Source organism: Phenylobacterium sp., assembly GCF_031425575.1.
GTDB lineage: Bacteria > Pseudomonadota > Alphaproteobacteria > Caulobacterales > Caulobacteraceae > Phenylobacterium.
Genome location: NZ_JANPJP010000241.1, coordinates 1 through 26,800, shown reverse-complemented (window position 1 = coordinate 26,800; position 26,800 = coordinate 1). Strand labels below are relative to the sequence as shown.

Here is a 26,800-nt window from a genome sequence, read left to right as displayed (position 1 = left end):
CTCCTCGGCATAGAGGTCGAGCCGCTTGGCGGCGGCCTCGATATTGGTCCCCTCGGCCAGCAGGCCGCCCAGGGCCGCCTGTTCGATGGCGAAGACAGGCGCGCGGGACGACAGGCGCTCGATATTGGCCTTGGCCGAGCGAGAGGTCTGAATCAGGGCCAGCAGGTCGGGGCCCACCAGGCGCTCGCCGCTGGCTAGGTCCAGAGTCGCGCCCTCCAGGCCCTCAGTGACCAGGTAGGTCTCCAGCGCCGGGTCGTCCTTCAGGTAGGTGATCGACTTGCCCTTGGCCGCCTTATAGAGGGGCGGCTGGGCGATATAGAGGTAACCGCGCTCGATCACCTGCGGCATCTGCCGGTAGAAGAAGGTGAGCAGCAGGGTGCGGATGTGGGCGCCGTCGACGTCGGCGTCCGTCATGATGACGATCTTGTGGTAGCGGACCTTCTCGATATCGAAGTCGTCACGGCCGATGCCGGCGCCGAGCGCCGTGATCAGGGTGCCGATCTGATCGGACCCCAGCATCCGGTCGAAGCGGGCGCGTTCCACGTTCAGGATCTTGCCGCGCAGGGGCAGGATGGCCTGGTTCTCGCGGTTGCGGGCCTGCTTAGCCGATCCGCCGGCGGAGTCGCCCTCCACCAGGAAGATTTCGGACTTGGCGGGGTCGCGCTCCTGGCAGTCGGCGAGCTTGCCGGGCAGGGATGAGATGTCGAGCGCGGTCTTGCGCCGGGTCAGGTCGCGGGCCTTGCGGGCGGCTTCCCGGGCGGCGGCGGCCTCGGTGATCTTGGCGATGATCAGCTTGGCCTCGACCGGGTGCTCCTCGAACCACTGGCCGATGCCTTCGGAGACCAGGCTCTCGACGGCGGGGCGCACCTCCGAGGAGACCAGCTTTTCCTTGGTCTGGCTGGAGAACTTGGGGTCCGGGACCTTGACCGACAGCACGCAGGTCAGACCTTCGCGGCTGTCCTCCCCCGACAGCGAGACCTTCTCGCGCTTGGTGGCGCCCGAACTCTCGGCATAGCCGGTGATGATGCGGGTGAGCGCCGAGCGGAAGGCGGCCAGGTGGGTGCCGCCGTCCCGCTGGGGGATGTTGTTGGTGAAGCAGAGGACGTTCTCGTGGTAGCCGTCGTTCCACCAGAGCGACAGGTCCAGCTCAACGTTCTCGCGCTTGCCGCGGATTACGATGGGGGTCTTCAGGATCGGGGTCTTGGCCTTGTCCAGGTGGCGCACGAAGGCCTCGATGCCGCCCTCGTAGTGCAAGACCTCCTCGAAGGGCTCGGCCTCGCGGTTGTCCTTCAGCCAGATGGTGACGCCCGAGTTCAGGAAGGCCAGCTCGCGCAGGCGATGTTCGAGGGTCTTCCGGTCGAATTCGATGAAGGCGAAGGTCTCCACAGACGGCATGAAGGTGACCTCGGTCCCCGACAGGAACTCGCCGTTTTCGCGCAGAGGCGCGTCGCCGGTGACGATCAGCGGCGAGACCGCGTCGCCGCGGCGGAACTCCATCTCGTAGGCCTTGCCGCCGCGATAGATCTTCAGGCGCAGCCAATCGCTGAGCGCGTTGACCACCGAGACGCCCACCCCGTGCAGGCCGCCGGAGACCTTGTAGGAGTTCTGGTCGAACTTACCGCCCGCGTGCAGCTGGGTCATGATGACCTCGGCCGCCGAGACGCCCTCGCCCTCGTGAATGTCGGTTGGGATGCCGCGACCGTCGTCGGTGACGGTGACCGAGCCGTCGGGATTGAGGATCACCTCGACCCGGGTGGCCCAGCCGGCCAGGGTTTCGTCGATGGCGTTGTCCACCACCTCATAGACCATGTGGTGCAGGCCCGACCCGTCATCGGTGTCGCCGATGTACATGCCCGGCCGCTTGCGCACGGCGTCCAGGCCCTTGAGCACCTTGATGGACTCCGCGCCGTATTCGGCCTGGCCGTTGTTCTCGGGGGTGTTGTCGGGGATCTGCGTTTCGTCGGTCATTCGGTGTCCAGATAAACCAGGCTGGAGCCGTCCACATGGACGCCCTGGGCCCGGCCCTTCAAATCTTCGAACAGGTGCTCGTCGGTGCCGGTGAGGAAGGCCTGCAGCTTGAGCGCCGTGATCTCGTCGAACAATGCGGCCCGCCGGCGGCGGTCCAGATGCGCTGCGACTTCGTCTAGCAACAATATAGGGTTTGGTCCTGATTCTGCACGCGAAAGTCGCGCCGCCTGGCCCAAAACCAGGTTCAGGATAAGGGCTTTCTGCTCCCCGGTCGAACACTCCGCGGCCGGGCGGTCCTTTTCGGCGTGAATGACCTCCAGGTCCCCCCGGTGAGGGCCGGTCAACATACGTCCAGCGGCCGCGTCCCGCTCCCGAGCCGAGGCCAGGGCGGCCACCAGCCGGGCCTCGATCTCTTCGGTTTCGACCCCGTCGGCGGCCATCTGCTCCCAGGGGCCGGAGAGGCCGAGCCTGGCCTGAGGGAAGGGCCGGTCGCCGCGCTCGTCGATCTCGGACTGGAGCGCCACGAGCGTCCTCGCCCTCGCAGCCGCCATCAGGGCGCCGGCCTCGCCGAGCCTGGCCTCCAGGGCGCTCAGCCAGTCGGGGTCGGGGGGGCCGTCGCTGAGCAGTCGCATCCGTTCGCGCTGGGATTTCTCGTAGGCCGTGGCGTGGGCGGCGTGGGCGGGCTCGGCGGCGAACACCAGACGGTCGAAGAACCGGCGGCGGTCGCCGGCCCCCTCCAGGAACAGCCGGTCCTGGGCGGGGGTCAGCCAGACCTGGCGCTGGTGGTCGGCCAGGCGGCCGGGGGGCACGGTCTCGCCCTCCAGCCGGACGGTGCGCCGCGCGGCGCCGGCGGCCTCTGTGCCGGTTCCCAGCCGCACCGGATCGCCGTCGATCTCGAGGGTGGCCGCCACCGCCCAGGCGCGGCCCTGGCTCTCACCGGGCATGCGGCGCCCCATCTCGGCCAGGCTGGCGCCTCGCAGGCCGCGGCCGGGGGTCAGCAGGGACACCGCCTCCAGCAGGTTGGTCTTGCCCGCCCCATTGGGCCCGATCAGGTAGACGGGACGGCCGTCCAGCGGCAGCTCGGCGCGGCCGTAGGACCGGAAGTCGGTCAGGGTCAGGCGGGTAAGGGCCGTACGGGTCACGCCTGGCGTCTTACAGGGTTCGCACTCGCGCGCGAAGCGGCATGGCCTTGAGCCCGCGCCCGGCGAAGCTAGGGTGTGGGAGACTTCCAGGGGGTGGTGCGGGCGTGCGGCTGTTGGCGATGGGACTGGCTGCGCTCGCCGTGGCGGGCGCGGCGCGGGCCGACCCACCTCGCGTCTCGCCGCCCGAATGGCTGGTCCGCCCCGATGGCGAGGACCTGGCCGACAGCTATCCCGGCCTGGCGCGGGCCCTGAGCATCGAGGGTCGCGCGACCATCAGCTGCACGGTAGACGTCAAGGGCCAGCTTCAGGACTGCGTCAGCCCGACCGCCTCGCCGCGAGGCCTGGGCTTCGACAAGGCCGCCCTGGAGATGAGCTGGCTGTTCGCCATGCGGCCCAAGACGGTGGATGGCGCGCCTGTCGCCGGAGGTACGGTGAGGATCCCGATCCGCTTCAGTTTGCCTCCGCCCGACGGCGTCGACGCCATCCCCGAACCCTTCGTCGCGCCCGCGGCCCTTGAGGCCGCGCGACGGGCGGCCCGGCTGAGCGGCATCGCCGGCCGGCTGGCCCGCGGCCTGGCGGGGGACCTGGACAGGATCGAGGCCGACAGCGCCGACCCCATGGTGCGGGCCCAGGGCCTCGCCGCCCTGACGCAGGCCCGCCGCCAGGCGTCTCCCCAGGTGGCCGAGGCCGTGGCGCGCAGCATCGCCACCCAGCTGAGCCCGGCCGAGGTCCATCACTGGGTCAGTTATCTGAACGGCCCGGCCCAGCGTAAACTGGATGCCCGGGGGACGGAGCTGGCCCGCGACTTCGCCGCCGCCCAGGACGCCCATACCCAGATCGTTTTGGCCAACGCCCGGGAGACCTTCTGTGGGCGGCAGGACTGCGACGGCGGGACCAGCCTGGCCGACATGCGCGCCCTGGCCGAGGCGCCGGTGGCCATCATCGACAAGCCGCGCTGGTCGCAGGCGCCCAGCCTGGTCGAGGCCCAGGCCGCCTATCCGCTGGCGGCCCAGGCTTTCCGTCTGAGCGGCTGGGCGATGTTGCAGTGCCGGGTGACGCAGGTGGGCGGACTGGAGGACTGCAAGGTGCTGGCCCAGGGCCCACGGCGGCTGGGGTTCGGCGCCGCGGGCCTGAAGGTGGCGGGAAGCTACCGGCTTGATCCTGACCTGCTGGCCCAGGGCGCGGCGGGCGACCGGGTGAACCTGCCCGCCATCTTCAGCATCGCGCGCGAGACGCCGCCCACGCGGGTGCGGCCCCGGACGTCACGGGCCTTGACCCTGGCCCGCGAGATCGTCCGCACCCAGGGGTTCGAGGCGCAGGCCGATCGCGCCGCCGACCTCGGCCAGTGGCTGTTGAGCCACCAGCCCGGCCTGGACACCGCCGTGGCCCGCGACGCCGGCGAGGCCTATCGCGGGGCGGCGATCGCCGACCTGCCAAACCTGCTGGACGCCTATGCGGCGGTCTATGCGGCCACCCTCACCGAGCCGGAACTGGCGAGCATGGCGGCCTTCCTGCACAGCCGAGCCGGCCACCTCGCCACCGGCCGCGACGACGCCTTCAATGTCCGGTTGGCCCAGGCTCTCGGCGAAATTCAGGTGAAGGCCGACGCCCAGGCCCGAACCGCCTTCTGCGCCGCCCACGCCTGCGCGGCGGACTAGACCCGCAGCGGCATCAGGACGTAGCGGACGTCGGGGTCGGTGGGGTCGAGGACCAGGGCCGGATCGTTGGGGCCGCCGAAGCGGAACTCCGCCTGTTCGGCGCCGATCTGGTCGGTGACGTCCAGCAGGTAGCGGGCGTTGAAGGACAGTTCGAAGCTCTCGCCCGAATAGTCGACCTCGATCTCCTCGACGGCCTGGCCGGCTTCCATGTTGCGGACGGTCAGGATCACGCGGCCCGGCTCGATGGCCATGCGCACCGAGCGGCTCTTCTCGGCCGAGATGGTGGCCACCCGGTCCACGGCCTTGGCGAACAGCTTGTTGTCCACCATCATCACCCGGTCGTTGTCGCGGGGAATGACCCGGACATAGTCGGGGAAGTTGCCGTCGATGACCTTGGAGGTCAAAGCCGCGCCGCCGAATTCGAAGCGCACCTTCTGGGGGCTCAGCGCCAGGTCGACGGTCTCGCCGGCGTCCTCCAGCAGGCGACGAGCCTCGTTGACGGTCTTGCGGGGCACGATGACGCCGGGCGTGCCCGCCGAACCCTCGGGCGCGATCATCTCGGCCAGGGCCAGGCGGTGGCCGTCGGTGGCCACGGCGCGCAGTTTGGCCACGCCGCCCTCCACCACCGAGTGCAGGTAGAGGCCGTTGAGATAATAGCGGGTCTCCTCGGTGGAGATCGCGAACTTGGTCTTGTCGATCAGGCGGATCAGGTCGCCGACATCGACGCCGATGCGGCCCGACAGGCCATCGGCGGACATCACCGGGAAGTCCCCGGCCGGCAGGACCGGCAGGTTGAAGCGCGAGCGGCCGGCGGCCACGGTCAGGCGCGGGTCCTCGCCAGTGAAGGACAGCGACACGTCGGCGCCATCCGGCAGCTTGCGGACGATTTCATAGAGCGTGTGGGCGGGCGCGGTGATCTGGCCCGGCTGCTCCACCTGGGCGAAGGCCTCGTCGATGATCTCCATGTCGAGATCGGTGGCCGAGAAGGTCAGGCGCTCACCCTCGGCCGAGAGCAGCACATTGGAGAGGATCGGAATGGTGTTGCGGCGTTCCACCGCGCTTTGCACATGCCCGAGCGCCTTCAGAAGCGCCGCCCGCTCGATCGTCAATTTCATGGTCAGTCCGAACCTGTGGCCAACGGCGCGCCCGTGCGCCGCCGCCTCCCGAGGAGGAAGGGACTTGCGACTTTAACCGAAACGCCGCCGCACGGAAGGGGGGCGGGGGCCCTCGTTTGTGGAAGGCGAAGTTAAGTGGCCTTGAGCCGCTCCAGCCGGCTCTGCGCAGGTGACCATCGGCCTCGTCGCGCCTATCCTGGGGCCATGACCGATACGCCGATCGCCGACGCCCCGCCCCTGCCCGACCTGCCCCGCGACAACACCCAGGACGGACCAGCGGTCCGGCTCTACCTGGTGGACGGCTCAGGCTTCATCTTCCGGGCCTTCCACGCCCTGCCGCCCCTCACCCGCAAGAGCGACGGCCTGCCGATCGGGGCGGTCTCGGGCTTCTGCAACATGCTGTGGAAATTGCTGGTGGACATGAAGGCGCAGACCGATGCGCCCACCCACCTGGCCGTGGTGTTCGACCATTCGGAGAAGACCTTCCGAAACAAGCTGTACGACAAGTACAAGGCCCACCGCCCGCCGCCGCCGGAGGACCTAGTCCCTCAGTTCCCCCTGGTGCGGGAGGCCACCCTGGCCTTCGGCGTGCCCTGCCTGGAGCTGCCGGGCTACGAGGCCGACGACATCATCGCGGCCTATGCCTGCAAGGTCCGCGACATGGGCGGTGAGGTGCGCATCGTCTCGTCGGACAAGGACCTGATGCAGCTGGTGGGCGACCGGGTCAGCATGCTCGACACCATGAAGAACCTGCTGATCGGGCCCGAGCAGGTGATGGAGAAGTTCGGGGTCGCCCCCGACAAGGTGGTGGACGTCCAGTCCCTGTGCGGCGACAGCGTCGACAATGTGCCGGGCGCGCCGGGGATCGGCATCAAGACCGCCGCCCTGCTGATCAACGAGTATGGCGACCTCGACACGCTGCTGGCCCGCGCCGGCGAGATCAAGCAGGACAAGCGCCGCCAGACCCTGATCGACTTCGCCGACCAGATCCGGTTGTCGCGGCAGCTGGTGCAGCTGGACTGCGACACCCCCCTGCCCTCGCCGATCGACGACCTGAAGGTGGCTGAGCCGACGCCTGAGGTGCTGGCCGCCTTCCTGGAGGAGATGGGCCTGCACACGCTTGGCCGCCGGGTGGCCAGCGGCGGCGGCGGGACCCGCGCCCCGGCCGCGCCTGCGACCCCGGCGCCGCGCCCGTTCACCGCCACCGATCACGGCCCCGTCGACGTCACCAAGTATGTCTGCGTCCGCGACATCGAGACCCTCGACGCCTGGATCGCCAAGGCCCATGCGGCCGGCGTCATCGCCTTCGACACCGAGACGGATTCGCTGTCCTCGGCCAACGCCGGCCTCTGCGGCGTGTCCCTGGCCATCGCGCCCGGCGAGGCCTGCTACATCCCGGTGGGCCACGAGCACGAGGGCGGACTGGAATTCGACGCCCCGGCCGACCTGACCCAGATCACGCATGATGAGGTGATCGCCCGGCTGAAGCCCCTGCTGGAGGACCCGGCGGTCCTGAAGGTGGCGCAGAACGCCAAGTACGACATCGCCGTCCTGTCGCGCCAAGGGATCAACGTGTCCCCCATCGAGGACACCATGCTGATCAGCTACGTGCTGGAGGCCGGCCTGCACAAGAGCCACGGCATGGACGAGCTCTCCAAGCGCTGGCTGGACCACGAGCCCATCCCCTTCAAGCAGGTGGCCGGGACCGGCAAGGCGCAGAAGAGCTTCAAGCATGTGCAGCTGGAGCCGGCGACCTGCTACGCCGCCGAGGACGCCGACGTCACCCTGCGGCTCTACCTGCTGCTGCGGCCGCGCCTGAACACCGAGGGCCTGCTCACGGTCTATGAGACCCTGGAACGACCCATGCCCGCGGTCCTGGCGCAGATGGAGATCGAGGGCATCCGCATCGATCCCGACCAGCTGGCCCGGCTGAGCCACGACTTCTCTGTGCGGATGACCGAGCTGGAGGCCCAGGCCTACGAACTGGCCGGCCGGCCCTTCAACCTGGGCAGCCCCAAGCAGATCGGCGAGGTGCTCTATCAGGAGATGGGCCTGGCCTCTAAGAAGACCACCGCCACGGGGGCGCAAGGGACCGACGCCTCGATCCTCGAGGACCTGGCCGCCGCCGGCCACGAACTGCCCCGCGTCCTGCTGGACTGGCGGCAACTCTCCAAACTGAAGGGCACCTATACCGACAACCTGGCCGCGGCGATCTCGCCGCGCACCAACCGCGTCCACACCAGCTATGCGCTTGGGGCCACGACGACAGGGCGGCTGTCCTCCTCCGACCCCAACCTGCAGAACATCCCGGTGCGCACCGAGGAAGGCCGCAAGATCCGCAAGGCTTTCATCGCCGAGCCGGGCCACGTCCTGATCAGCGCCGACTACAGCCAGATCGAACTGCGCCTGCTGGCCCATGTCGGCGACATCCCGCAGCTGAAGAAGGCCTTCCTGGAGGGCCAGGACATCCACGCGGCGACGGCCTCGGAGATGTTCGGCGTGCCAATCGAGGGCATGCCGGCCGAAACGCGCCGCCGGGCCAAGGCGATCAATTTCGGCATCGTCTACGGCATCTCCGCCTTCGGCCTGGCCAACCAGCTGTCGATCCCGCAGGACGAGGCCGGGGCCTATATCAAGACCTATTTCGAGCGCTTCCCCGGCATCCGCACCTATATGGACCGCACCAAGCAGGGGGCGCGGGCCCAGGGCTTCGTCACCACCATCTTCGGCCGCAAGGTCAATATCCCGGCGGTCTATTCCAAGTCCCAGGCCGAGCGGGCCTTCGGCGACCGGGCGGCCATCAACGCCCCCCTGCAGGGCGCGGCGGCCGACATCATCCGCCGGGCCATGATCCGCATGCCCGCCGCGCTGAAAGAGTCAGGCCTCAAGGCCCGCATGCTGCTGCAGGTGCACGACGAACTGGTCTTCGAGGCCCCCGAAGCCGAGGCCGACGCGCTGATCAAGGTGGCCAAGCGGGTCATGGAGCACGCCGCCGAGCCGGTAGTGGCGCTTTCGGTGCCCCTGGTGGTGGACGCGCGCGCCGCCAAGAACTGGGACGACGCCCACTGACCCCCGACCCCGCCGGTCATATAACCGCATACGAACTAGGAACCGGGCGCCCGGGCTGACGTTTCCGCCACTGCGCCGCTTGGGCGTGGGGCCCCTGTCCGTGCCGACCTTCGCCACCGAACCCTCCGCCAGCGCCTTCGTCCAGGTCCGCAGCTGGCTGACGACTGCGCCCCTGGGGGCGCTGGCCGAACTGGCCTGCCGCGCTGGCTATCTGGCGCGCGGCTTCATCTATCTCAGCATCGGCGCCATGGCGGTGGCTGCGGCCCTGGACCTGACGCCCAAGGCGGAAGGCTCGCGCGGCGTCCTTGAGACCTGGGCGAACTGGCCGTTCGGCGTGTTGCTGTTGTGGCTGATAGGACTTGGCCTCTACGCCTTCGCGGGCTGGCGCCTGCTACAGTCGGTGTTCGACGCCGACCGGCAGGGCGCCAGCCTCAAGGCCATCGGCTCTCGGGCCGGCCAGGCGATCAGCGGTGTCGTCTACGGCGCCCTGGGGATCTCGGTCTTCGGTCTGATCGACACCCTGGCAGGCTTCACCGAGACCGACGATCAGGCTCGGACGCGCCAGACCGTGGCCAAGGTGCTTGACCTGCCCGGCGGCGAACTGCTGATCGCGGCGGCCGGACTGTTCATCCTGGGCGCCGGCGTCGGCAACATCATCCAGGTGTTCGGCCGGGACTTCTGCAAGCGGCTGGCCTGTGAGGAGGCTGTCCGCAAGTGGGCGCCCTGGGTCGGGCGCGCCGGGTATCTGGGGCGGGGCGTAGCCTTCCTGCCCGTGGGCGGCCTGATGCTGATGGCGGGCCTGAAGGCCCGCAGCGGAGAGGCCACGGGCATGGGCGGCGCCCTGCAGATGATGGAGGCGCAGCCCTTTGGCGACGCCCTGCTGATTCTTGTGGCGATAGGTTTGATCGCCTTCGGCGTCTTCGCGCTGATCGAGGCCCGCTACCGCCGGATGGCGGTTGAAGAGGTCATCGGCTGAGCGCTAGGCAGCTGACCTGACCGCCCGGCCCTGCAGGATACGGTGGCCGTCGTCGTCCAGGCGCACAGCGGTCAGCAGGCCCGTGGCGTAGGCGCCTGTGTCGACTCCGATGCGGCGGCCGGCGATCACCTGAGGCTCCTCCATCGGCGTATGGCCGTGAACGATGACCTTCTCAAACTTGGCCGTGGATTGCAGGAATTCCGCCCGGATCCACAGCAGGTCGCGCTCCACCTGGCGATCCAGGGGTACGCCGGGCCGTATCCCGGCATGGACAAATGCGTAGTCGCCCTGGGTGATCATGATCTCCAGGCTCTCGTAAAAGGCCATGTGGGAGGGCGGCAGAGCTTCCCGGAAGGCGAGCCGCGCGGTCTCCCAGGCGTCGGCGTCGGTACGGGTGGCCGGGGGTTGCACCCCGTAGGAGGCCAGGGTCGCCGATCCGCCGTGCTCCACCCAGGTCTGGCCAAAGCCAGGCTCATCGCGGAACTGCAGCAGGGCCTCCTCGTGATTACCCTTGAGGGCGCGGACCTCGAAGGCCGGCTCGGTCTGCAGCTTCAGGATCCGATCGACCACCTGGGCCGAGGCCGGGCCCCGGTCCACATAGTCCCCCAGCAGGATCAGCATGGGCCGTTGGGTCGGCTGTGAGGCCAGGGCGTCCTGGGCGATCACGTGCAGCAGGGCGTCGAAGGCGTCGAGACGACCATGGATATCCCCCACGGCATAGGCCAGCCGCCCCTCGGTGGAGGGCGGGGCTTCCGGGGTCTTGCGGCCGAACAGACGGGAGAACAAGGGCGGGCCTCTGGTTGAGCGCCCTAGTCTAGGGAGGCCGCCCGGTGGGTTCAACGTATGCGAGTCTGGAAAGACGACCCGTCGCGACCGATGAACAAGCCGTCTAGGGTCGGATCAGGCCCTTAGGCCCCGAGCAGCCGATCCAACCCGTGGCGCTACGGCGATAGACCCTCAGGTCGTAGGTCCCGGGCGGCAGGCCCTGGAGACTGAGGGTGGCGGCGAAACCACTGGGCTCGGCCACCGGCCGCTTGAAGTAGGCCCCGACGTCGGGCCGGACCTGGTCCATCTGCAGGGGCTGGACGAAGTCACCGGCCGGGCCGCTGAGCCGCACACCGCCCTGGGTGGGACGCGGCTCGGGGGAGAGGTCGGAGATCCAGCCGGCCACCACAAAGCCGTGCATCCCCATCAGGGCCTGGTCGACGGCGCAGGTCGGTATGGGCGCCGAGGCGTCAAGGCCGGCCAGGGACGGCGGCGCGGCGCTGATCCGAACGAAGCGCCCGCGTGACGGAGCCGACGGCGCCAGGGGGCCATGGGTGGGCGCATTCGGCAGGGCACGCTCGATCCGCGCCTCGGCCGCCTCCGAGACCGGGGGCGAGCCGCGCATGGAAAAGCCCAGGCCGTGCTCCTGCACCTCCAGCATCACCACGTCGGGCCTGAAGCGATCAATCAGGTCCTGGCGCCAGAAGCCGTCGTCGATATGGGTCAGGACCACCCGGCTGAAGTGTCCCAGCAGGAAGGGCGTCAGGGCGCTCGAGAAGGAGTCGCGGGTCAGCAGCAGGGTCGGTTTGCCGGCCTGGCCGGTCTCCACCACCTGGGGCGCGATCCAGCCGCGACGCTCGGAAAGCCAGGTCGTGCGGTAGGTCTCGGCGGCGGGATCGACATAGCCGCGATAGTGGATGGGCACGAAGCTCGCCACGCCCAGCATGAGCGCCAGGTCGCGGGGCGGATTGACCCCGTTCACCACCGGCCGGAAGTCGCTCAGCGGGCGGGTCGGCTGGTCGATCCCCTGGGCGCGCAGCTGGTCCATGATCGCGGCGTAGCCGGCATAGGCCCCGTCGCCGGTCCAGTGGGTGTCGTGGCGGCTGAACGCGTCGGTTCCCGAGGCGGCCACGGCCAGGACCGGATCGCGTAGGTGGACCACATGGCCGGGCTCGGTGCGGGCGGCCAGGGCCGCGAGCTTCAGGCTGGTCCGCTGCGGACTGGGGCCTGGGAACCAGGCCGGACCGAACTGGGGATAGATGGTCTCCTTGGCCGGCGGGACCACGACCAGATAGGCCGCGCCCGTCCCCTCCAGGGTCGCGACCCGCCCCGACAGGCCCCGGAGCCACTCAGCCGCCTCGGCGTCGGTGAGGGGTGGCTTGGCCCGCGCGGGACCCAGGCGCGTGCCGTCGTTGTAGAACAGCCAGCCGTCGCGCCCCGCCAGCACCCGGTCCGACCCGCTGTCGCCGATCGCCAGCCGGGCGGCGTTCAGCCAGCCGATCAGATAGGGCCGCGCGGGAAAGCGGTCGGCGACCCAGGCGTCGGTCTGGCGCCTCAGCTCGTGGAGCTTGGTCAAGCCCGTCCAGGCCGGGGGCCCCGCCAGCACCCGGCCCTCCTGCAGTTGCGGCGGCTTCATCATGGGGCGCAGCAGGAAGGCTGTGGCCATCAGGATCAGGATGGCGGCGATCAGGCCGTGGCGGGGGGCGGGCTTCTCCATGTCCCCTCAGAACCGGAAATAAAGGAAGGGGTTGAGGGTCGAATTGACCAGCACCGCGATACTGAGCCCGAAACCGGCGGCCAGGACGGGAGTCGGCAGGACGTGGGCGGCCCGGGTGTCCAGGTGGGCCGGAAGCTGTGGCGAGGGCGCGTCCGAGCGCTGGGCCTTCAGCCGGGTCATCACCGCCTGCAGGGTCGGGAAGGCGAAGAGCGCGCCGGCGGCGAAGGCCAGCAGCACCTCGGTGTCCAGCAGGTGTTGCAGGGCCAGGCCGAGGGGTCTGAAGGCTCCCGGGTCAAGCATCACCGCCAGATAGTCCAGGGCGGCCGGAAGGTCGGCGGCGCGGAAGAAGACCCAGCCGATCATCACCACCACCAGGGCGTAGGCGTGGCGCAGCAACCGCGGCGCGGTGGCCAGCACCTTGTCGAACCCGAACCTCTCCAGCATCAGGAAGGCCCCGTGATAGAGACCCCAGACGATGAAGCTCCAGGCCGCCCCGTGCCAAAGGCCCGTCAGGAAGAAGACGATCAGCAGGTTGCGGATAGTGCGCGCCTGCCCGCCCCGGTTCCCCCCCAGAGGGATGTAGACATAGTCCCGGAACCACGAGGACAGGGAGATGTGCCAGCGCCGCCAGAAGTCGGTGAGCGAAGTCGCGGCATAGGGGTGGTTGAAGTTCTTGGGGAAGGTGAAGCCCAGCATGAAGGCCAGGCCGATGGCCATGTTCGAATAGCCGCAGAAGTCGAAATAGATCTGCAGGCTGTAGGCCAGCGCCCCCAGCCACGCTGTCGTCGCCGTCAGGGTCCCGGGCGGCAGGCCGAAGGCGTGGTCGGCCACCGGCGCCACGGTGTTGGCGATCAGCACCTTCTGGCACAGGCCGACGATGAAGTACTGGAACCCGAGGCCGATCCGGCCCGAGCCCTTGCGCTGCCCCTGCAGCTCTTCACGGATGTCGGCGTAGCGCACGATGGGCCCGGCGATCAGGTGCGGGAACATCAGGATGTAGGCGGCGAACCGGCCGATCGAGGTCTCCACCGGCACGGCGCGGCGATAGATGTCGATGGCGTAGCTGATCAGCTGGAAGGTGAAGAAGGAGATGCCCAGCGGCAGGCGGTGGGTCAGGGCCGGCAATGGGTCGCCAGGCAGGACGTCGTTGAGGGTCTGGGCTAGGAAGCCGGCGTACTTGAACCAGGCCAGGACGGCCAGATCGAGTACGATCATCACGGTCAGGACCCAGCGACGGCCGGCTGGCGTCCTGGCGCGGTCCATGGCGCGGGCCCCGGCGTAGTTGGCGCCGATCAGCCCCAGCAGCAGGAAGACATAGGACCCCTCGCCCCAGGTGTAGAAGGCCACGCTGCCCACCAGCAGGGCGCCCGTGCGCCAGCCGCTGACATAGTAGCCAAGCAGGAAGACGGGCAGAAAATAGAACATGAAAATGATGGACGAGAAGACCATCCGCCCCCCAGCGCTGGCAGACGCGGTTTGTGGCAGGCGCGCGGTCGGGCGGCAAGACACGCCGGCCCGGATTCAGGGTCTCGGAAGGTTCCTGGTGGAGCCGAGCGGAATCGAACCGCTGACCTCCTCATTGCGAACGAGGCGCTCTACCATCTGAGCTACGGCCCCAGGAGGCGCGGAATAAGCGTTTTCGGACCCCTCCTGTCAAGCGGCAGAAATACGCGATGGCGACGCAGCGCCTTGCCAGCGACACACGGGCCCCTTTAAACCGGGACCATGGGCAGCTTCCTCTACTTCATCGTCAGTTCGCTTCTGAGCCTGCTGATCTTCGCCATCTTCGCCAACGCCATCATCTCGTGGCTGGTGGCCTTTGATGTGATCAACCTGCGCAACCAGGTGGTCTACAACATCGCCAAATTCCTGGACGCCGTGACCCGGCCGATCCTGGCGCCTTTCCAGCGGATCATTCCGCCGCTGGGGGGCGTGGATATCAGCCCGATCATCGTCCTGCTGATCCTGCAGGGGATCAAGACCTACCTCCTGCCGATGGCCTTCGCACCGCTGATGGCGCTGCTGGGCTGATGCGCCTGCCCGTCCGGGTCACGCCCAAGGGCGGCCGGGACAGGGCGGACGGATGGGCACTCGACGCCGAGGGCCGGTCCTATCTCAAGGTGCGGGTGAGCGCCGTGGCCGCCGATGGCGCGGCCAACGCCGCCCTGCTGGCCTTCCTCGCCAAGGCGCTGAAACGGCCCAGGTCCGCCCTGCGCATCGTCTCGGGCGAGACGGCGCGGGTGAAGATGATCGAGGTCGAAGACGCGACCGAAGCCGACTTCGACACCGCCTTTGGGCCTCGGGCGCAGCCCTAGGGATTATAGGCCCGCTCGCCATGGGCCGACATGTCCAGGCCCTCGTCCACCGCGTCGTCGCTGGCGCGCAGGCCCACCGTGCGGCGGGTGAGGGCCACCAGCACCAGGGTGGCGATCCCCGACCAGGCGCAGACCGCCAGCACACCCAGCACCTGGGTCACGGCCTGGGACCCCATAGTGACACCCTGCGCATATCCCACGCCGCCCAGCTCCGTACTGGCCAGCACCGCCACCAGCAGGGTTCCGAGGATCCCGCCGACGCCGTGCACGGCGAAGACGTCGAGACTGTCGTCGATCTTCATCTTGTGCTTCACGAAATCAACGGCCTGATAGCAGATCAGCGAGCCCGCGGCGCCGAGCACCATGCCGCCCAGGGGGCCGACGAAGCCGGAGGCCGGGGTGACGGTGGCCAGGCCAGCCACCACCCCGGTCACCAGGCCCACCATGCTGGGGCGGCCAAACCGCTTCCACTCGATGGCGCCCCAGACCAGGCCCGCAGTGGCGGCCGACAGGTGGGTGGCGATCAGCGCCGCGCCAGCGTTTCCGTCGGCGGCCAGGGCGCTGCCGGCGTTGAAGCCGTACCAGCCGACCCACAGCATGCCGGCGCCCATCATGGTCATGCCCGGATTGTGCGGCGGCGACAGGTCGCGCGGAAAACCGTCGCGCGGGCCAAGGCGCCAGGCGATCAGCAGGGCCGAGACCCCCGCCGTGGCGTGGACCACCAGGCCCCCCGCATAGTCCATGACCCGCATCTGGGCCAGCCAGCCGCCGCCCCAGACCCAGTGGCAGACCGGCGCATAGACGACGATCAGCCACAGGCCGGAGAACACCAGCACGGCGGAGAACTTGATGCGCTCGACGAAGGCGCCGACGATCAGGGCCGGGGTGATGATGGCGAAGGTCATCTGGAAGGCGAAGAAGACACTCTCCGGCAGGGCGCCGGTGACCGCGTCGCGGCCCACCGAGACCAGCCCGAACTTGGCCAGGTCGCCGATCAGCGGGTTCGATCCGGAGAAGGCCAGGCTGTAGACCCCCAGCAGCCACAGCACCGAAGCCAGGCAAGCGATGGCCACGCAGTGGGTCATCACCGACAGCACGTTCTTGGAGCGCACCAGCCCGGCATAGAACAGGGCCAGGCCCGGCAGGGTCATGAACAGGACGAGCGCCGTGGCGCTGAGTATCCAGGCGGTGTGCCCGTGATCGATGGCCTGCGCCGGGGCCTGCGCCAGGGCCGGCGACGCCAGGGCCAGACCTGCGATCAGCGCGCCCACGCGCGTCAGCGTCCGAACCGTCATGCCCCGTCCCCCAACTGGTCAGAGGGCCTTGGCTACAGGAGTCTTTGCCTGTTGTGCAGGCACAAAATATTCAGGGCGCGCGCAAAAAGCGGGCAGGCTCGCCTCAGGCGGCGAGCACTATCGGCTCTGGCGGCATGACATTCTCAAGGGACAGCAGGCTGACAATGCCGGCGTCAATCGTCATCACGCCATTGACGTAGTTGAGGATTTCGCCGCCGATGTCCGGAGGCGACTGGATCAGGCCCTGGGTCACCGTGAGGATGTCGGAGACCGCGTCCACCACCAGGCCCACCTGGGCCTCGCCGATCTGGGCCACCACCACGACGGAGGAGGAGTTGGGTTCGGCAGGCCCCAGGCCCAGGCGTGCGCCCAGATCGATGACCGGCAGGATGGCTCCGCGCAGGTTCATCATCCCCAGAACGTGGGGCGGGGCGTGGGGCAGGGGCGTGGCCGCCGTCCAGCCGCGGATCTCGCGGACCGCCATGATGTCGATGGCGTAGGACTGGGCGCCTATGCGAACGGAGATCAGCTCGGCGCCGGGCTGGGGTATGGAATGGCTCATTCTCGGAACACGTCCCAATCGTTCTGTTCGGGGTCGATTTTCACCAGTATCCCTATGAACCTGCTCGATTTCATTAACGGCACCGCTCGTTTTCGGAGCGGGTCCAAGGGGTTGCAGGCCTGGTCGCCCCGCGACTAGGCTGACCGCAGGGGGACACGACATGACATTCCGCATCATCGCCGGGGCCGCGGCGCTCACCGCCGCGCTGCTGGCCTTCGTCACGCCCGCGTCGGCCTTCGACGCCCGCAAGCCCGCTGACGTCCTGGCCGTGCTGCAGACCAACGGCGCCAGCGGAGAACTCAAGACCGACGACAAGGGGGAGCCCTGGATCAAGGGCCTGGTGGGCAAGCTGATCTTCGAGGTCAACTTCCTGAAGTGCGACAAGACCAAGACCGTCTGCGACCTGGTGGTCTACCAGTTGGGCTGGGACGACGCCGACCTGGTGAACTTCGAGCAGGTCAACCTCTGGAACCGCAACGCCTATCTGTGCCCGGCCTATCTCAACAAGGACAACCACCCCTATGCTTGGTACGCCCTGCGGCCCTCGGTGAACGACCGCCGCGAGGATGTGGTGGCCCAGCAGAAGGAGTGGCTGACCTGCGTCGCCGACTTCGACGATTTCACCAGCGGCCCCGCCACCTATTTCAAGGGCCAGTAGCCCCGGAGGGATCGTGACACGGCAGAACCTGGGCAGGATGATCAGCAGGGCCCGCCGCATCGTCGCCTTCACCGGGGCGGGCATCTCAACCGAGTCGGGCATTCCCGACTTCCGCTCCCCCGGCGGAGTGTGGAGCAAGATGAGCCCGATCCTGTTCCAGGACTTCGTCGCCGATCCGGCCAAGCGCCGCGAGGCCTGGGTGCGGGCCTTTTCCGGCCGGGCCGGTTGGGTGGGCGCCTCGCCCAATGAGGGTCATTTCGCCCTGGTCCGCCTGCTGGAGGCGGGCAAGCTCTCCAGCGTCATCACCCAGAACGTCGATAATCTGCACCAGGACTCCGGCATACCCGCCAGTCGGGTGATCGAGCTGCACGGCAACGCCAGCTATGCGACCTGCCTCGACTGCGGCCTGCGCCACGAGCTGGCCGACCTGAAGGTCCGGTTCGTGGAGACCGACGAGCCGCCGGTCTGCGAGGCCTGCGGTGGGATCGTGAAGACCGCCACCATCTCCTTCGGCCAGCAGCTCAAGCCAGAGGTGCTGCGCAAGGCCGAGCTGGAGGCCTTGAACAGCGACCTCTTCCTGGTGCTGGGCTCGTCCCTGGTGGTCTATCCCGCAGCCGCCCTGCCCCAGATCGCCAAGCGCAACGGCGCGGCCTTGGCCATCATCAATCGCGAGCCCACCGATATCGACGGCATGGCCGACCTGGTGCTGAATGACGAAATCGGTCCGGCGATGAGCGAGGTCGCCGCGTCGCTTTAGGGGTTAGGGCGCCGGCTTGACCGGCCGGGCGCGCAGCTTGGTGGGGGTCGGATCGGCGCGGAAATCGGCCACCTGGCCGATCTTGGCGTTGCAGGACGGGCAGCGGATCACGACATCGTCGGCCAGCTGATCGCTCACATTGAATCCCGCGCCGCAGGGTTTGCACTTCCAGGCGAAGACCTGTGGCGGCGGCGGAGGCGGAGGCGGAGGCGGCGCGGCCTTGCGGATCGGCTCTGGCCCCAGAGGCCGCGTCGGCGGGTTCTTCAGGCTCAGGATCTTGCGGGGGCGAGGTTCGTCGGTCATGGCGCTTTTAGGTCTTGGGCGACAGGCGCCGCCCCCGGAACTAGGCCTCTTGTCCTGGCGGGGCAAGGCGCCCGCGCGCCATCACGCCACCTCTCGCCCTCTTGGCGATGAATTTTTAACGCTCGCGGCGGAGGATTCGTGCGTGATTCCCATGGAGTTCCGCCATGCTGACCCCCGAATGCTGCCGCGCCGGCCGCGCCCTGCTCGACTGGAGCCTGAAGGACCTGGCCGAGAAGTCCGGTGTCGCCTTCACCACCATCTCGCAGTTCGAAAACGGTCGGCCGGCCCATGGAACCACCCAGAAGCGCCTCACCAAGGCCCTGGAGCAGAACGGCGTGAAGCTGCTGGCCGAGGCCGGCTGGACCGGGGCGGTGCTTCTCCGCCGCGCTTGACGGCTCTACTCCCAGGGACGACATGCTCCCAGCCAAGTCCATGGGGTCTGAGAGTCATATGAAAGCCTGCTTCATCACCGGCGCCGCCAGCGGCATCGGTCTGGCCACCGCCAGGCGTTTCGCCGCCGAGGGCTATTTCGTCGGGCTGTCGGATGTGGACGAGGACGCCCTGGCCAAGGCCGCCGAAGGATTCGATCCCGACAAGGTCCTCGCCGTGCGCCTGGACGTTCGCAACGAGGCGGCCTGGGGCCTGGCGCTCGCCCGCTTCGGCAAGGCCAGCGGCGGCCGGCTGGACGTGATGGTCAACAATGCCGGCCTGGCCCGTTACGGCTGGTTCGACACCCAGACCTCGGCAGACTGGGACCTGCAGATCGACGTCAACCTGCGGGGCGTCATCTATGGCAGCTACGCCGCCCTGCCCCTGCTGAAGGCCACCAAGGACTCCGTCCTGGTGAACATCGCCTCCAGCGCCGGCCTGTCGGGCCCGCCGCGCCTGGCCGTCTACGGCGCCACCAAGTTCGCGGTTCGCGGCCTCTCGGAAGCCCTGGACCTGGAATACTCCCGGTTCGGCGTCCGCGTCGTCTGCATCATGCCGGGCTATATCGACACCCCCCTGCTGGACTCCACCGCCAGCGCCGAGGGCCAGGTGTTCCGCAGCGCCATCGAGGAAGCCCAGTCGGTCCCCGGCTCGGTGGAGGACGTCACCAAGGTGATCTGGGACTCGATCTCCAGCCCCCATCTGCACCACGGAGTCGGCGCCCACGCCGAGAGGCAGACCCAAGGCCTGCGTCCGGCGGTGGAGGCCATGCGCGACTACTGGAAGGGCGTGTTCGCCAAGACCTGATCGGCGCGGGCTTCCAGCTCACCCGGCGGGATGAAGACCAGGTCATAGCCCAGGCGACGGTAGGTCTCGATATGGACCTGCTCGAACCGCAGCGCGTCCTCGTAGCTGATGCGCCGCGCCGCCGTGGGCGTGACGAAGCCCAGGTTCTGGACGAAGAACACCCGGCGCTCATAGGTGTGCTCGGCCTCGATCCGGGCGACCTCGGCCCGCAGGGCCGCCGAGGGCGGAAAGCCAGGAAGGCGCTCAGCGCCAAGGTGCAGACTGGCGAGCGGTCGAAGAACCCCGACCCGACCCCCGTCTGCCGCTGCTTCTGCAGAGCGATGATCAGGTCGATGAAGCCCGGATCGGTCCAGGGTTCCTCGCGCCCACGCGCCTGTTCCAGGGCGATGACGTCGGTCGCCGCCTCCTCGACCACCGCGTAGCCCCGGCGCTCCAGCAGCCGCAGCAGGGCGGTCTTCCCCGCCCCGGGCGCGCCGGTGAGTATGTATCGCGTCATGACGCGGCCCTCCCCATCGCCCACGCAGGCGCGCGCAAGGCCGTGCCGGCGGAGCTCAGTTACTTGTTTTCATTGGAAAAAATGGTGCCGCTTAGGTGACTCGAACACCTGACCCCATCATTACGAATGCTTCAGTTCGTGGGAATTCGCGAGAAATTACAACGACATAGATCGAGACGAACCTCGAAAATAAATCGGCCTTACGGAGGTAGATGGCGGGTTAGTGGACATAAATATCTGCACCATGAACGCACCCTCTCCAACACCTCATCAAACTCTCATCACACAACAATCAACCCCTCTAGCGGGGTCAATCACTGCTGCCGAACGCTCATGGTGTAGCCCGGCCAACTCGTCAGGCCGTCGTGCGGCCTCGACAGGCTCTGACCTCAGTGAGGTTGCGGGTTTGCGGCGCAGTCGAGAGTGGATTCCGACCGTAACGGACTTCATCAGCGCCTGCTCTGATCGGTACTTCATCACCCTCACGACCAAGCGTCGTGTCGGGGCGCAGGAGCTCAGTCGGTTCGTCGGCGAGTGCTTTCACCGGGTAAACACCAAGTTGTTCGGCCCCAAGTATGGCCGGCGAAAGAAGCTCTTTCTTGCGACATACGTCGTGCACGAGTCGAACTTCGACCAAGGTCTGCATGCTCACGTTCTGATTGGCGTGCCGGACGGGGCGCTCCACCAGAAGGCAAACCCCTATCTGGGCGACATTGGTGATCTCATTATCCGCACCTGGTGCAACCTAGATCATGGTGGCCGGGGAGTCGGTCAGGACGTCCAAGCGATCGGCGATTTCAACGGCGCTCTTCGGTACGTCAATAAACACGTGTTCAGCCTCGGGTCGTTTGACGCCGTCGACGTGCTGAACACCAGAGTTCCAAACATCAACGAGACTGCCCCTTTAGAGGGATAATACATAATTCGACGAGCAGTCGGCGAGTATTCGGACACACAACTAGAAACTCAGGGCTTCGGACTGCCGAAGCCTTGATAATAGATTATTGCCTAATAGCTTCCAAGCGGGAGGAAACACAGAATGGATACCACGCCGAAGGCCACCGCGAAGCGGTCCAAATCAATATTGGATGGACTGAATGTTGTTGAACAGCCCGAACGAGAGAAGGGCTTCGACCCAGTCAGGAACCGGCGTCAAAAGCTTTCAGCGGCTTTGATGGACCAGCTGCGTCTCGTCGAAGCCACCTTGGAGGGGCAGCGATACAGGAAGGTGGTGACTCGCCGCCGACGAGATTTGGAGACCGATGAGATGTTCCAGGTCGAACAGGAGAAGCGAGTCATTCCGTGGTGGTGGATCGACGACAATGGGCTGGTGCAGTTCGCACTTCGCCACGGGTCGGCTCGACTGCGGGTGAAGGACGGTAAGAATGTCTTGGTGCTCTCGGACCTGAGCGAACTGCTGCGAGTTCTTCCTGCGCTCAGACAAGAGGTCATGGCCGGACGCCTTGATGAAGCGTTGGCCGAAGCTGCCGGCGAAATCTATGGGCGTTTTGGTGCTGGCGGTTCCGATGAAACCCGGAAGTCCTAAACGCCCTCGAGGGATCGTGGCGAAGGCTGGCAGAGTTCCAGCTATCTTCGCCACGATCCACTTCAAGAGCCCTGAAAGGCCGGACGGCTACACCTCCGAACAGATCGCGGAGATGAACCGGCTGGCCAACGCCGATCAATGTGAAAAGCCCGACGAGGCCTAGCCGCTCTGACCAGTTGTCGCCTCGACAGAGTAGCGGCTGGGCCTCCTGAAGCTCTGCAGGGACTCCACCTGCATCTCGGCCGTGAGAGAACTGGCGTAGAAGCGGTCAATCATCTCGACGCTGGTGCGGCAATTTCGGGCCAGCACCAACAGGTTCAGGTTCTCGCTGTTCCGAATCCGGGTGGTGATGGCGTAGTGCCGGATTGAATAGAGCGAGAACGCAGCGCCTTTGTCGTCAGACTTGAGCCCGGCAATCTTGAGGATCTGCCCAAATTGTCGGCTGGCGATTTCCTGGGCGTATGTCCGGTCGGCCCTGTCAGGGAGGAAGACATAATCATCATGACGTCCGAATCCCTTCTTGGCGCTGGCCTGGGTCACTCGACGATAGATATCGACAGCGGCTGGCATCGTGATGATGGGTCCGTTGTGGCGCTTTGACGCCGGCGGGTTCAGCCGCAGGAATTTGGCGCCTTCACGTTCCACAACTTCGACGTGGCTGTGTTTCAGCGTGAATAGGTCACGAGGGCGTAGAAAGGCGTTCGCCATGAACGTAATCATCCAACGCAACTCGGCGTCGACAACTGACCGCTTAAAATTGACGGTCGGATTGCCCTTCTCGACCTTTTTGCAGGTGGCAATGAGCGTCTTATATTGCCCTGGTGTGAAGGCCGGTCGAGGGCAGTCTTTGTGCCGGGGCCTCGGAATTCTTGGCAAGATCTGGATGCAGTTCTCATCCGCCGCCAGCTTCAAGACCATACTCACGAATGAAAGGATCGCCTCGACGCTTGTCGACTTTAGGCCCTTGCCCGAAAGGTAGGCGACAAAGTCCTTGAGCTTCCGATTGTCGATCTCCCGGATCGGGAGGTCCCATAGGAAAGGGGCGCAATAACAGTCGTTCCGTTGGCGATAATCTCTGAGGAGGGTTTGGCTTCGATTGCCGAGCAGGACCTCGGTCTCCGTATCCAGAATCAGTCGATCAGCAAACGCCCTGAATTTATGTGTAGATTTTAGCATTTCGGGTACTTTTTTGGTTTGATGTTATTCAAATAACGTGACGAAAATTGTTGTGGCGGATGCATTTGGGACGCTCCGCCGCACAGGTTTCAATATTGATGCGGAATTTGCCGGTAGGCCCGCTCCGGCCGGCCGAGGGGCTCATGGCCCCTGGCGTTTCCGACGGAGGGCTTCAAACGCCTCACGTTCTTCGGGCGTGTAAACCCGAACAGGCTCCCGCTTCACGTGGCTCCAACAGCCAGCACCAACCTTCTTGGTCGGGCGGACTTCCTCGGTGGGCATTCCGGCAAACCGCCCTCGCTGCCAGTTGAGCTTACTCATCGGCCTGACCTCGACGAGCGCAGTGGTCAGAGATGAGTCCCAAGTCTCCTGGGGGACTCTCGCAATAGGCCGGTGGGCTGATGCGCAAAGGGCCGGCCACGGATTGTGGAGGCATGAGCAAGCTTGGCTGACCCGCCGGCACCAGACTGAATAGGGGTGCGAGAGGGGCGCCCGCATTGGGGCGGCGAGCGGGACCTTCGATCAAAGGCCAAGTGGGTCGGCAATGAAAAGTGGGTTTAGGGAAGGTGTATAGGAAGGGGGCGGTTATATAAACTGTCATCAAGATAGCTCCTCTTAATAAAGAACTACCTCACTGGACTTACGTTCGGGCCGCAATATCTAAGACACGCCGGGTTTAGCCGAATTTATACTTTCAGTTGGCGAGATCGAATTTCCCTATATATTGCCCGGCGTTCCGCTCCAAACCCTTGTTAATGAAGGGGAAATAGGGCCATCTTAACGACCGCACCGAGTGACATCCCTGCCTCAGCGTTCAGAAATTGTTGCTGTTGGGAGGCAGAGGGATCTCAGCGAGCCGGGGCTACCGTTTGCTGCACACAGCATTTCGGGCGAATGCGGCCGGCAAGATGAACTTTTTCTTTGGTCTTCGTGCAGCGACGACACCCCAAACAGCCTTTAAAAGGTGAATGCTGGAGCCGCAGCAGGGTCAATCACCCAGCCGCTTGAGCACGTTCCTGACCGAAGCTGGGTGCCAACGTCGGCCCCTTGGCGTGAGCACGCCAGCGAGATTGAGACCCGCCGCCAGACTTGCGAATGAAACGCAGCCAGACTGTTGAAGGGCGACGATGATTGGCCTCAGGTCGTCCGCTCGGTTGTCAGCGGCCAGTCGCCCTGCTGATGCTCCCGCCAAACCTCCATCACCGGAGCGCCGGAGTGGTTGGCTGCCGTTGGGGTTGCCCAGTCGCCCAATTGTTCGTCCAGACCGTGTGGACGTGTGGCTGCCCGTCGCAAGGATGCGAAGCTTGATCGATTGCAGGGCTTCGCTGGTCCGCTTTGAAATGGCTTCCCGCTCCGCCTGGGCGATAACCGCCAGGACACCGATGGTTAGGTCGTTGGCATCTGGCATATCAGCGGCGACGAACCGAACGCCACTGTCTCGGAGGGTCAGCAGGAAGGCGGCGTTTCGAGAGAGGCGGTCGAGTTTGGCGATGACCAGCACGGAGCCAGTCATTTTGGCTCTGTGGAGCGCCTGGGCAAGCTCGGCTCGGTCAGACCGCTTGCCACTTTCCACTTCAGTGAATTCGGCCAGATGCTCGTAGCCCCGGCCTTGGCAAAGGCCTTGGACCGACAGGCGCTGGGCTTCAATCCCAAGCCCGGTTCGAGCTTGCCCAGCCGTGCTGACACGAAGGTATGCGCCACCGCCAGCACAGACCTGAAGGTCGATCCCCTTCTGTCTTATCCTCAAACCACTCACCGTCTTGGTCCAACGAGGCGAGGAAACGAAGCGCTTACGGCGCTCGCTAAAACGTCTCATCGATTCCATGTGGCTACTGGCAGCCTCTGAACACGTTATGTGATCGCAGCACTGCTCTCCGACTTCCATCGACGGCCAGTTTGGGTGCTGAACGAAGAAGACGTGGCGGATGGAGGTCCCGCACAATTCACAGGTGCCGATCAGGTCCTCTAGATCGGAATGGCCCACGCACACCCATCCAAAGCCGGGCAGAATTTTGCCGTGCTCACGAGCGTGACACCCCCGGCAAAGAGTTTCACACAGATGGTGCGGGTACTCCCAAGGCTTTCGGTCTGCGATGTACTGTTTGTGGTGGACTTGCAGGACCACTCCGTCCGCGGCTCCTCTGCCGCAACGCAGACACACTCCACCGTCCAGTCGAATTACCTCCTGTCGGAATTCGAACCACAACGAGCGTGTGTAACCTTCCATGGCACCGCCCTTGACGACTTCGGGTCGAATATTGACTGCATCACCACCACCGACAAGCATCGGCCTCGCTCCCACAACCGAAAATGACGCACCCCTGTGCGACGCATGTAGGTGCGGACCCGATGGAACTCGAAGGGCTTGGCTTCTTGGCCAAGGACTCGCCGAGAGAGAGTCTCTCTAGCCTTACAACCCGCGAGAATCGTTCTACGTTCGTTCCAATGCAAGGAGTGATGCTATGAGCAAAGACCGAGACCGAATGATTTCGAAACGCCCCGACGGCACCTGGGCAAACGAGCGCAATTACGCCGATAGAGCTTCAAGCGTGCATCGAACCCAGCAGGAAGCGATCCGATCCGCAAAACAGATGCTGATCAATCAAGGCGGCGGGGAACTGACTGTGAAGGGTCGAGACGGCTTGATCCGTAGCAAAGATACGATCGCACCCGGCAACGATCCGAACCCCCCAAAGGACAAGGAACACTGATCGAGCAGCGTGCCCAGGAGGTTGTGATGTCCGAGGGACAGGTTGTGTTCGTGTCCGGCAATCAGGGAATGATTGTCGTGCGCCACAGTGATGGCTTCGCTGTTGTTGAGCTGCTGGGAAGCGAAGGCGAATTCGGAATCAGCGATGTCGTCACCGGAGATTGGAATGCACTCGGAAGTGAGCCGATCTATAGGGACCGGCGCATGTACGACGCATACTTTCAGGGGTCTTGGGGTTCCAGCGCCCAGGCGATCATGATCGCTAGAAACACCGGCGGAGGTTGATGGGAACGCCTGCCATCGACCAACTGAACTTTGATTCTCTATTCGGCTGGCTAAACGCCAACCAGGGCGTCCTGGCAGTATTGATTTTTGGCGCTTCGGCTGCGTTTGCATGGTTTAGCGGAATTATCTCCGCTCTCCGCAGGAGGCCTCGGCTCAAGATCGAAGCTACACCCGGACCGACTCTTTACGCAGTGGTTCCAACAGGCCGGGATTTGGACGGCAAGCCCTCGCATCGCACCTGCATTTCGATCTACCTGCATGTAGCAAACGCTGGGTCGGCGCCAACTTCAATTGGCAACATTAGTGTAGGCTTCAGATGGCGAGCCTTTTCCAGTCAGTGGATTCGCCACCAATGTGTGGCGCTGGCGGACTTCCAAGCGATCTTAAGGGAGGAGGGGGAGACGAAGATCTACCCGTTCTTGACACAAAAGGGGTTTATCACTGGAGATTCTGCGAACACTTACTTGGATATCGGCGAAATCACGAACGGTGTTATATATTTTGAAGGTACAGAGGCTTGGGGAGCTTGCCTGCCATTAATTAGAAGGGGCCACGCCGCAATCGCGGTGGTCATCGAAGACGCTTTTGGCGGCAAACACCGACAAAGGGTCGAAGTCCCTTATGTCTCTCTTCAAGAAGCTCGAAAGTACAACCCACGCTTCGGAGAGTCGACTGAGGGCGCCCGGGCCTTTTCTGAGTCGCAACCCGGATAAGGTTCGGCCGAATCGCGGTGCCGCATGAGTGCCTCGGACCTCTTTTAGACAGCCGGACCTACCGGCTTTGGAAGCACCAAACTCAATTTTCCATCGTGTGTGGAATAGTGGAGATCGGTGGCCTTAACCCATCCGAGCTTCACTCCCATCTTCACGCTGGCCCGGCCATCGGGCCAATTGGGCGGCCAAGTTGCATCTACTTCGGCGATCAGGGCCGGCCAAATGAGTGACACGTAGGACGGACGTCCGCTTTCCGCATCGCCAAGCGATTTGGACAAGATCCCTACCACCCTGCCGTTCTCGTTGAACACCGGTCCGCCGCTTAGCCCTCCGGGTGT

28 protein-coding genes, 1 tRNA gene and 1 pseudogene are annotated in these 26,800 nt (G+C 65.8%); 15 read left to right on the top strand and 15 right to left on the bottom strand.

Going from position 1 to position 26,800, the window contains the following annotated elements:
- Together RMO97_RS13735 and recF are read right to left on the bottom strand one after the other, a co-directional pair.
- Positions 1–1,968, bottom strand: a 1,968-nt coding sequence (locus RMO97_RS13735; RefSeq protein WP_310541611.1) for a DNA gyrase subunit B, incomplete at its 3' end; no start/stop codon positions are given.
- Positions 1,965–3,110: a DNA replication/repair protein RecF gene (gene recF / locus RMO97_RS13730; RefSeq protein ID WP_310541610.1), complete on the bottom strand. Its 1,146-nt coding sequence runs from the start codon at positions 3,108–3,110 to the stop codon at positions 1,965–1,967. The genes recF and RMO97_RS13735, both read right to left, overlap by 4 nt.
- Before the next feature lie 119 nt (positions 3,111–3,229).
- Between recF and RMO97_RS13725 the strand changes: the two genes are divergently transcribed.
- The gene (locus RMO97_RS13725; RefSeq protein ID WP_310541612.1) at positions 3,230–4,768 is read left to right on the top strand and encodes an energy transducer TonB; all 1,539 of its coding nucleotides are present in this window, start codon (positions 3,230–3,232) and stop codon (positions 4,766–4,768) included.
- Here the strand turns inward: RMO97_RS13725 and dnaN are convergent.
- Entirely contained in the window at positions 4,765–5,883 is a 1,119-nt protein-coding gene (gene dnaN / locus RMO97_RS13720) for a DNA polymerase III subunit beta (RefSeq protein ID WP_304777333.1), read from the bottom strand. The genes RMO97_RS13725 and dnaN overlap by 4 nt on opposite strands.
- A 204-nt stretch (positions 5,884–6,087) precedes the next feature.
- Here dnaN and polA point away from each other — a divergent pair, with 204 nt between their 5' ends.
- A complete protein-coding gene (gene polA, locus RMO97_RS13715) occupies positions 6,088–8,952 on the top strand; it encodes a DNA polymerase I (RefSeq protein WP_310541609.1) in 2,865 nt (954 codons plus the stop codon).
- Positions 8,953–9,052: 100 nt separating this feature from the next.
- Positions 9,053–9,928 (top strand): DUF1206 domain-containing protein, encoded by an 876-nt coding sequence (locus tag RMO97_RS13710; RefSeq protein WP_310541608.1) that lies wholly within the window; start codon positions 9,053–9,055, stop codon positions 9,926–9,928.
- Between the two features lie 3 nt (positions 9,929–9,931).
- On the opposite strand, the gene RMO97_RS13705 is transcribed toward RMO97_RS13710, so the two are convergent.
- The 4 genes from RMO97_RS13705 to RMO97_RS13690 form a co-directional block, all read right to left on the bottom strand.
- A complete protein-coding gene (locus tag RMO97_RS13705; protein WP_310541607.1) occupies positions 9,932–10,714 on the bottom strand; it encodes a metallophosphoesterase family protein in 783 nt (260 codons plus the stop codon).
- 103 nt (positions 10,715–10,817) lie between these two features.
- Positions 10,818–12,410, bottom strand: coding sequence for an alginate O-acetyltransferase AlgX-related protein (locus RMO97_RS13700; RefSeq protein WP_310541606.1), 1,593 nt, complete (start codon positions 12,408–12,410; stop codon positions 10,818–10,820).
- Between the two features lie 6 nt (positions 12,411–12,416).
- Entirely contained in the window at positions 12,417–13,859 is a 1,443-nt protein-coding gene (locus RMO97_RS13695; RefSeq protein ID WP_310541605.1) for an MBOAT family O-acyltransferase, read from the bottom strand.
- 92 nt (positions 13,860–13,951) lie between these two features.
- Positions 13,952–14,027, bottom strand: a tRNA-Ala gene (locus tag RMO97_RS13690).
- Positions 14,028–14,135: 108 nt separating this feature from the next.
- On the opposite strand from RMO97_RS13690, the gene RMO97_RS13685 reads away from it, so the two are divergent.
- Together RMO97_RS13685 and RMO97_RS13680 are read left to right on the top strand one after the other, a co-directional pair.
- Positions 14,136–14,441 carry a YggT family protein gene (locus RMO97_RS13685; protein ID WP_310541604.1) on the top strand — a complete coding sequence of 102 codons (306 nt, stop codon included), beginning with the start codon at positions 14,136–14,138 and terminating at the stop codon, positions 14,439–14,441.
- A complete protein-coding gene (locus RMO97_RS13680; protein WP_310541603.1) occupies positions 14,441–14,725 on the top strand; it encodes a DUF167 family protein in 285 nt (94 codons plus the stop codon). Before RMO97_RS13685 ends, RMO97_RS13680 begins: the two co-directional genes overlap by 1 nt.
- Here RMO97_RS13680 and RMO97_RS13675 read toward each other — a convergent pair.
- The gene (locus RMO97_RS13675; RefSeq protein ID WP_310541602.1) at positions 14,722–16,020 is read right to left on the bottom strand and encodes an ammonium transporter; all 1,299 of its coding nucleotides are present in this window, start codon (positions 16,018–16,020) and stop codon (positions 14,722–14,724) included. The two genes, RMO97_RS13680 and RMO97_RS13675, sit on opposite strands and share 4 nt — an antisense overlap.
- Before the next feature lie 103 nt (positions 16,021–16,123).
- Entirely contained in the window at positions 16,124–16,582 is a 459-nt protein-coding gene (locus tag RMO97_RS13670) for a chemotaxis protein CheW (protein WP_310541601.1), read from the bottom strand.
- A gap of 160 nt (positions 16,583–16,742) precedes the next feature.
- Between RMO97_RS13670 and RMO97_RS13665 the strand changes: the two genes are divergently transcribed.
- The gene (locus RMO97_RS13665; protein ID WP_310541600.1) at positions 16,743–17,240 is read left to right on the top strand and encodes a YbjN domain-containing protein; all 498 of its coding nucleotides are present in this window, start codon (positions 16,743–16,745) and stop codon (positions 17,238–17,240) included.
- Positions 17,241–17,253: 13 nt separating this feature from the next.
- On the top strand, positions 17,254–17,997 hold the full coding sequence (locus RMO97_RS13660; RefSeq protein WP_310541599.1) for a Sir2 family NAD-dependent protein deacetylase: 744 nt from the start codon (positions 17,254–17,256) through the stop codon (positions 17,995–17,997).
- Positions 17,998–18,000: 3 nt separating this feature from the next.
- On the opposite strand, the gene RMO97_RS13655 is transcribed toward RMO97_RS13660, so the two are convergent.
- Complete coding sequence (locus RMO97_RS13655) at positions 18,001–18,300, bottom strand: hypothetical protein (RefSeq protein WP_310541598.1); 300 nt, start codon at positions 18,298–18,300, stop codon at positions 18,001–18,003.
- Positions 18,301–18,464: 164 nt separating this feature from the next.
- Between RMO97_RS13655 and RMO97_RS13650 the strand changes: the two genes are divergently transcribed.
- A complete protein-coding gene (locus tag RMO97_RS13650; protein WP_304780725.1) occupies positions 18,465–18,692 on the top strand; it encodes a helix-turn-helix transcriptional regulator in 228 nt (75 codons plus the stop codon).
- A gap of 58 nt (positions 18,693–18,750) precedes the next feature.
- Positions 18,751–19,536 (top strand): SDR family oxidoreductase, encoded by a 786-nt coding sequence (locus tag RMO97_RS13645; protein ID WP_310541597.1) that lies wholly within the window; start codon positions 18,751–18,753, stop codon positions 19,534–19,536.
- Here the strand turns inward: RMO97_RS13645 and RMO97_RS13640 are convergent.
- Both RMO97_RS13640 and RMO97_RS13635 read right to left on the bottom strand, forming a co-directional pair.
- Positions 19,506–19,697: an AAA family ATPase gene (locus RMO97_RS13640; RefSeq protein WP_310541596.1), complete on the bottom strand. Its 192-nt coding sequence runs from the start codon at positions 19,695–19,697 to the stop codon at positions 19,506–19,508. The genes RMO97_RS13645 and RMO97_RS13640 overlap by 31 nt on opposite strands.
- A gap of 131 nt (positions 19,698–19,828) precedes the next feature.
- A pseudogene (locus RMO97_RS13635) lies at positions 19,829–20,032 on the bottom strand (AAA family ATPase); the annotation flags it as partial.
- A 406-nt stretch (positions 20,033–20,438) separates the two neighbouring features.
- Between RMO97_RS13635 and RMO97_RS13630 the strand changes: the two are divergent.
- From RMO97_RS13630 to RMO97_RS13620, 3 genes are all read left to right on the top strand, one after another.
- Complete coding sequence (locus RMO97_RS13630; RefSeq protein WP_310541595.1) at positions 20,439–20,948, top strand: hypothetical protein; 510 nt, start codon at positions 20,439–20,441, stop codon at positions 20,946–20,948.
- A gap of 123 nt (positions 20,949–21,071) precedes the next feature.
- Positions 21,072–21,578: a hypothetical protein gene (locus RMO97_RS13625; protein WP_310541594.1), complete on the top strand. Its 507-nt coding sequence runs from the start codon at positions 21,072–21,074 to the stop codon at positions 21,576–21,578.
- A gap of 16 nt (positions 21,579–21,594) precedes the next feature.
- Positions 21,595–21,741: a hypothetical protein gene (locus RMO97_RS13620; protein ID WP_310541593.1), complete on the top strand. Its 147-nt coding sequence runs from the start codon at positions 21,595–21,597 to the stop codon at positions 21,739–21,741.
- Here the strand turns inward: RMO97_RS13620 and RMO97_RS13615 are convergent.
- Positions 21,738–22,754 (bottom strand): phage integrase SAM-like domain-containing protein, encoded by a 1,017-nt coding sequence (locus RMO97_RS13615; protein WP_310541592.1) that lies wholly within the window; start codon positions 22,752–22,754, stop codon positions 21,738–21,740. The genes RMO97_RS13620 and RMO97_RS13615 overlap by 4 nt on opposite strands.
- Positions 22,755–23,742: 988 nt before the next feature.
- On the bottom strand, positions 23,743–24,738 hold the full coding sequence (locus tag RMO97_RS13610; protein WP_310541591.1) for a recombinase family protein: 996 nt from the start codon (positions 24,736–24,738) through the stop codon (positions 23,743–23,745).
- Positions 24,739–25,216: 478 nt separating this feature from the next.
- Here RMO97_RS13610 and RMO97_RS13605 point away from each other — a divergent pair, with 478 nt between their 5' ends.
- From RMO97_RS13605 to RMO97_RS13595, 3 genes are read left to right on the top strand one after another with little or no spacing between them, the layout of a single operon-like run.
- On the top strand, positions 25,217–25,465 hold the full coding sequence (locus RMO97_RS13605) for a DUF2188 domain-containing protein (RefSeq protein WP_310541590.1): 249 nt from the start codon (positions 25,217–25,219) through the stop codon (positions 25,463–25,465).
- A gap of 26 nt (positions 25,466–25,491) precedes the next feature.
- Positions 25,492–25,749 (top strand): hypothetical protein, encoded by a 258-nt coding sequence (locus RMO97_RS13600; RefSeq protein WP_310541589.1) that lies wholly within the window; start codon positions 25,492–25,494, stop codon positions 25,747–25,749.
- A complete protein-coding gene (locus RMO97_RS13595; RefSeq protein ID WP_310541588.1) occupies positions 25,749–26,462 on the top strand; it encodes a hypothetical protein in 714 nt (237 codons plus the stop codon). The genes RMO97_RS13600 and RMO97_RS13595 overlap by 1 nt, the downstream gene beginning before the upstream one ends.
- A gap of 44 nt (positions 26,463–26,506) precedes the next feature.
- Here the strand turns inward: RMO97_RS13595 and RMO97_RS13590 are convergent.
- On the bottom strand, positions 26,507–26,800 hold a 294-nt coding region (locus tag RMO97_RS13590; RefSeq protein ID WP_310541587.1), incomplete at its 5' end, for a hypothetical protein.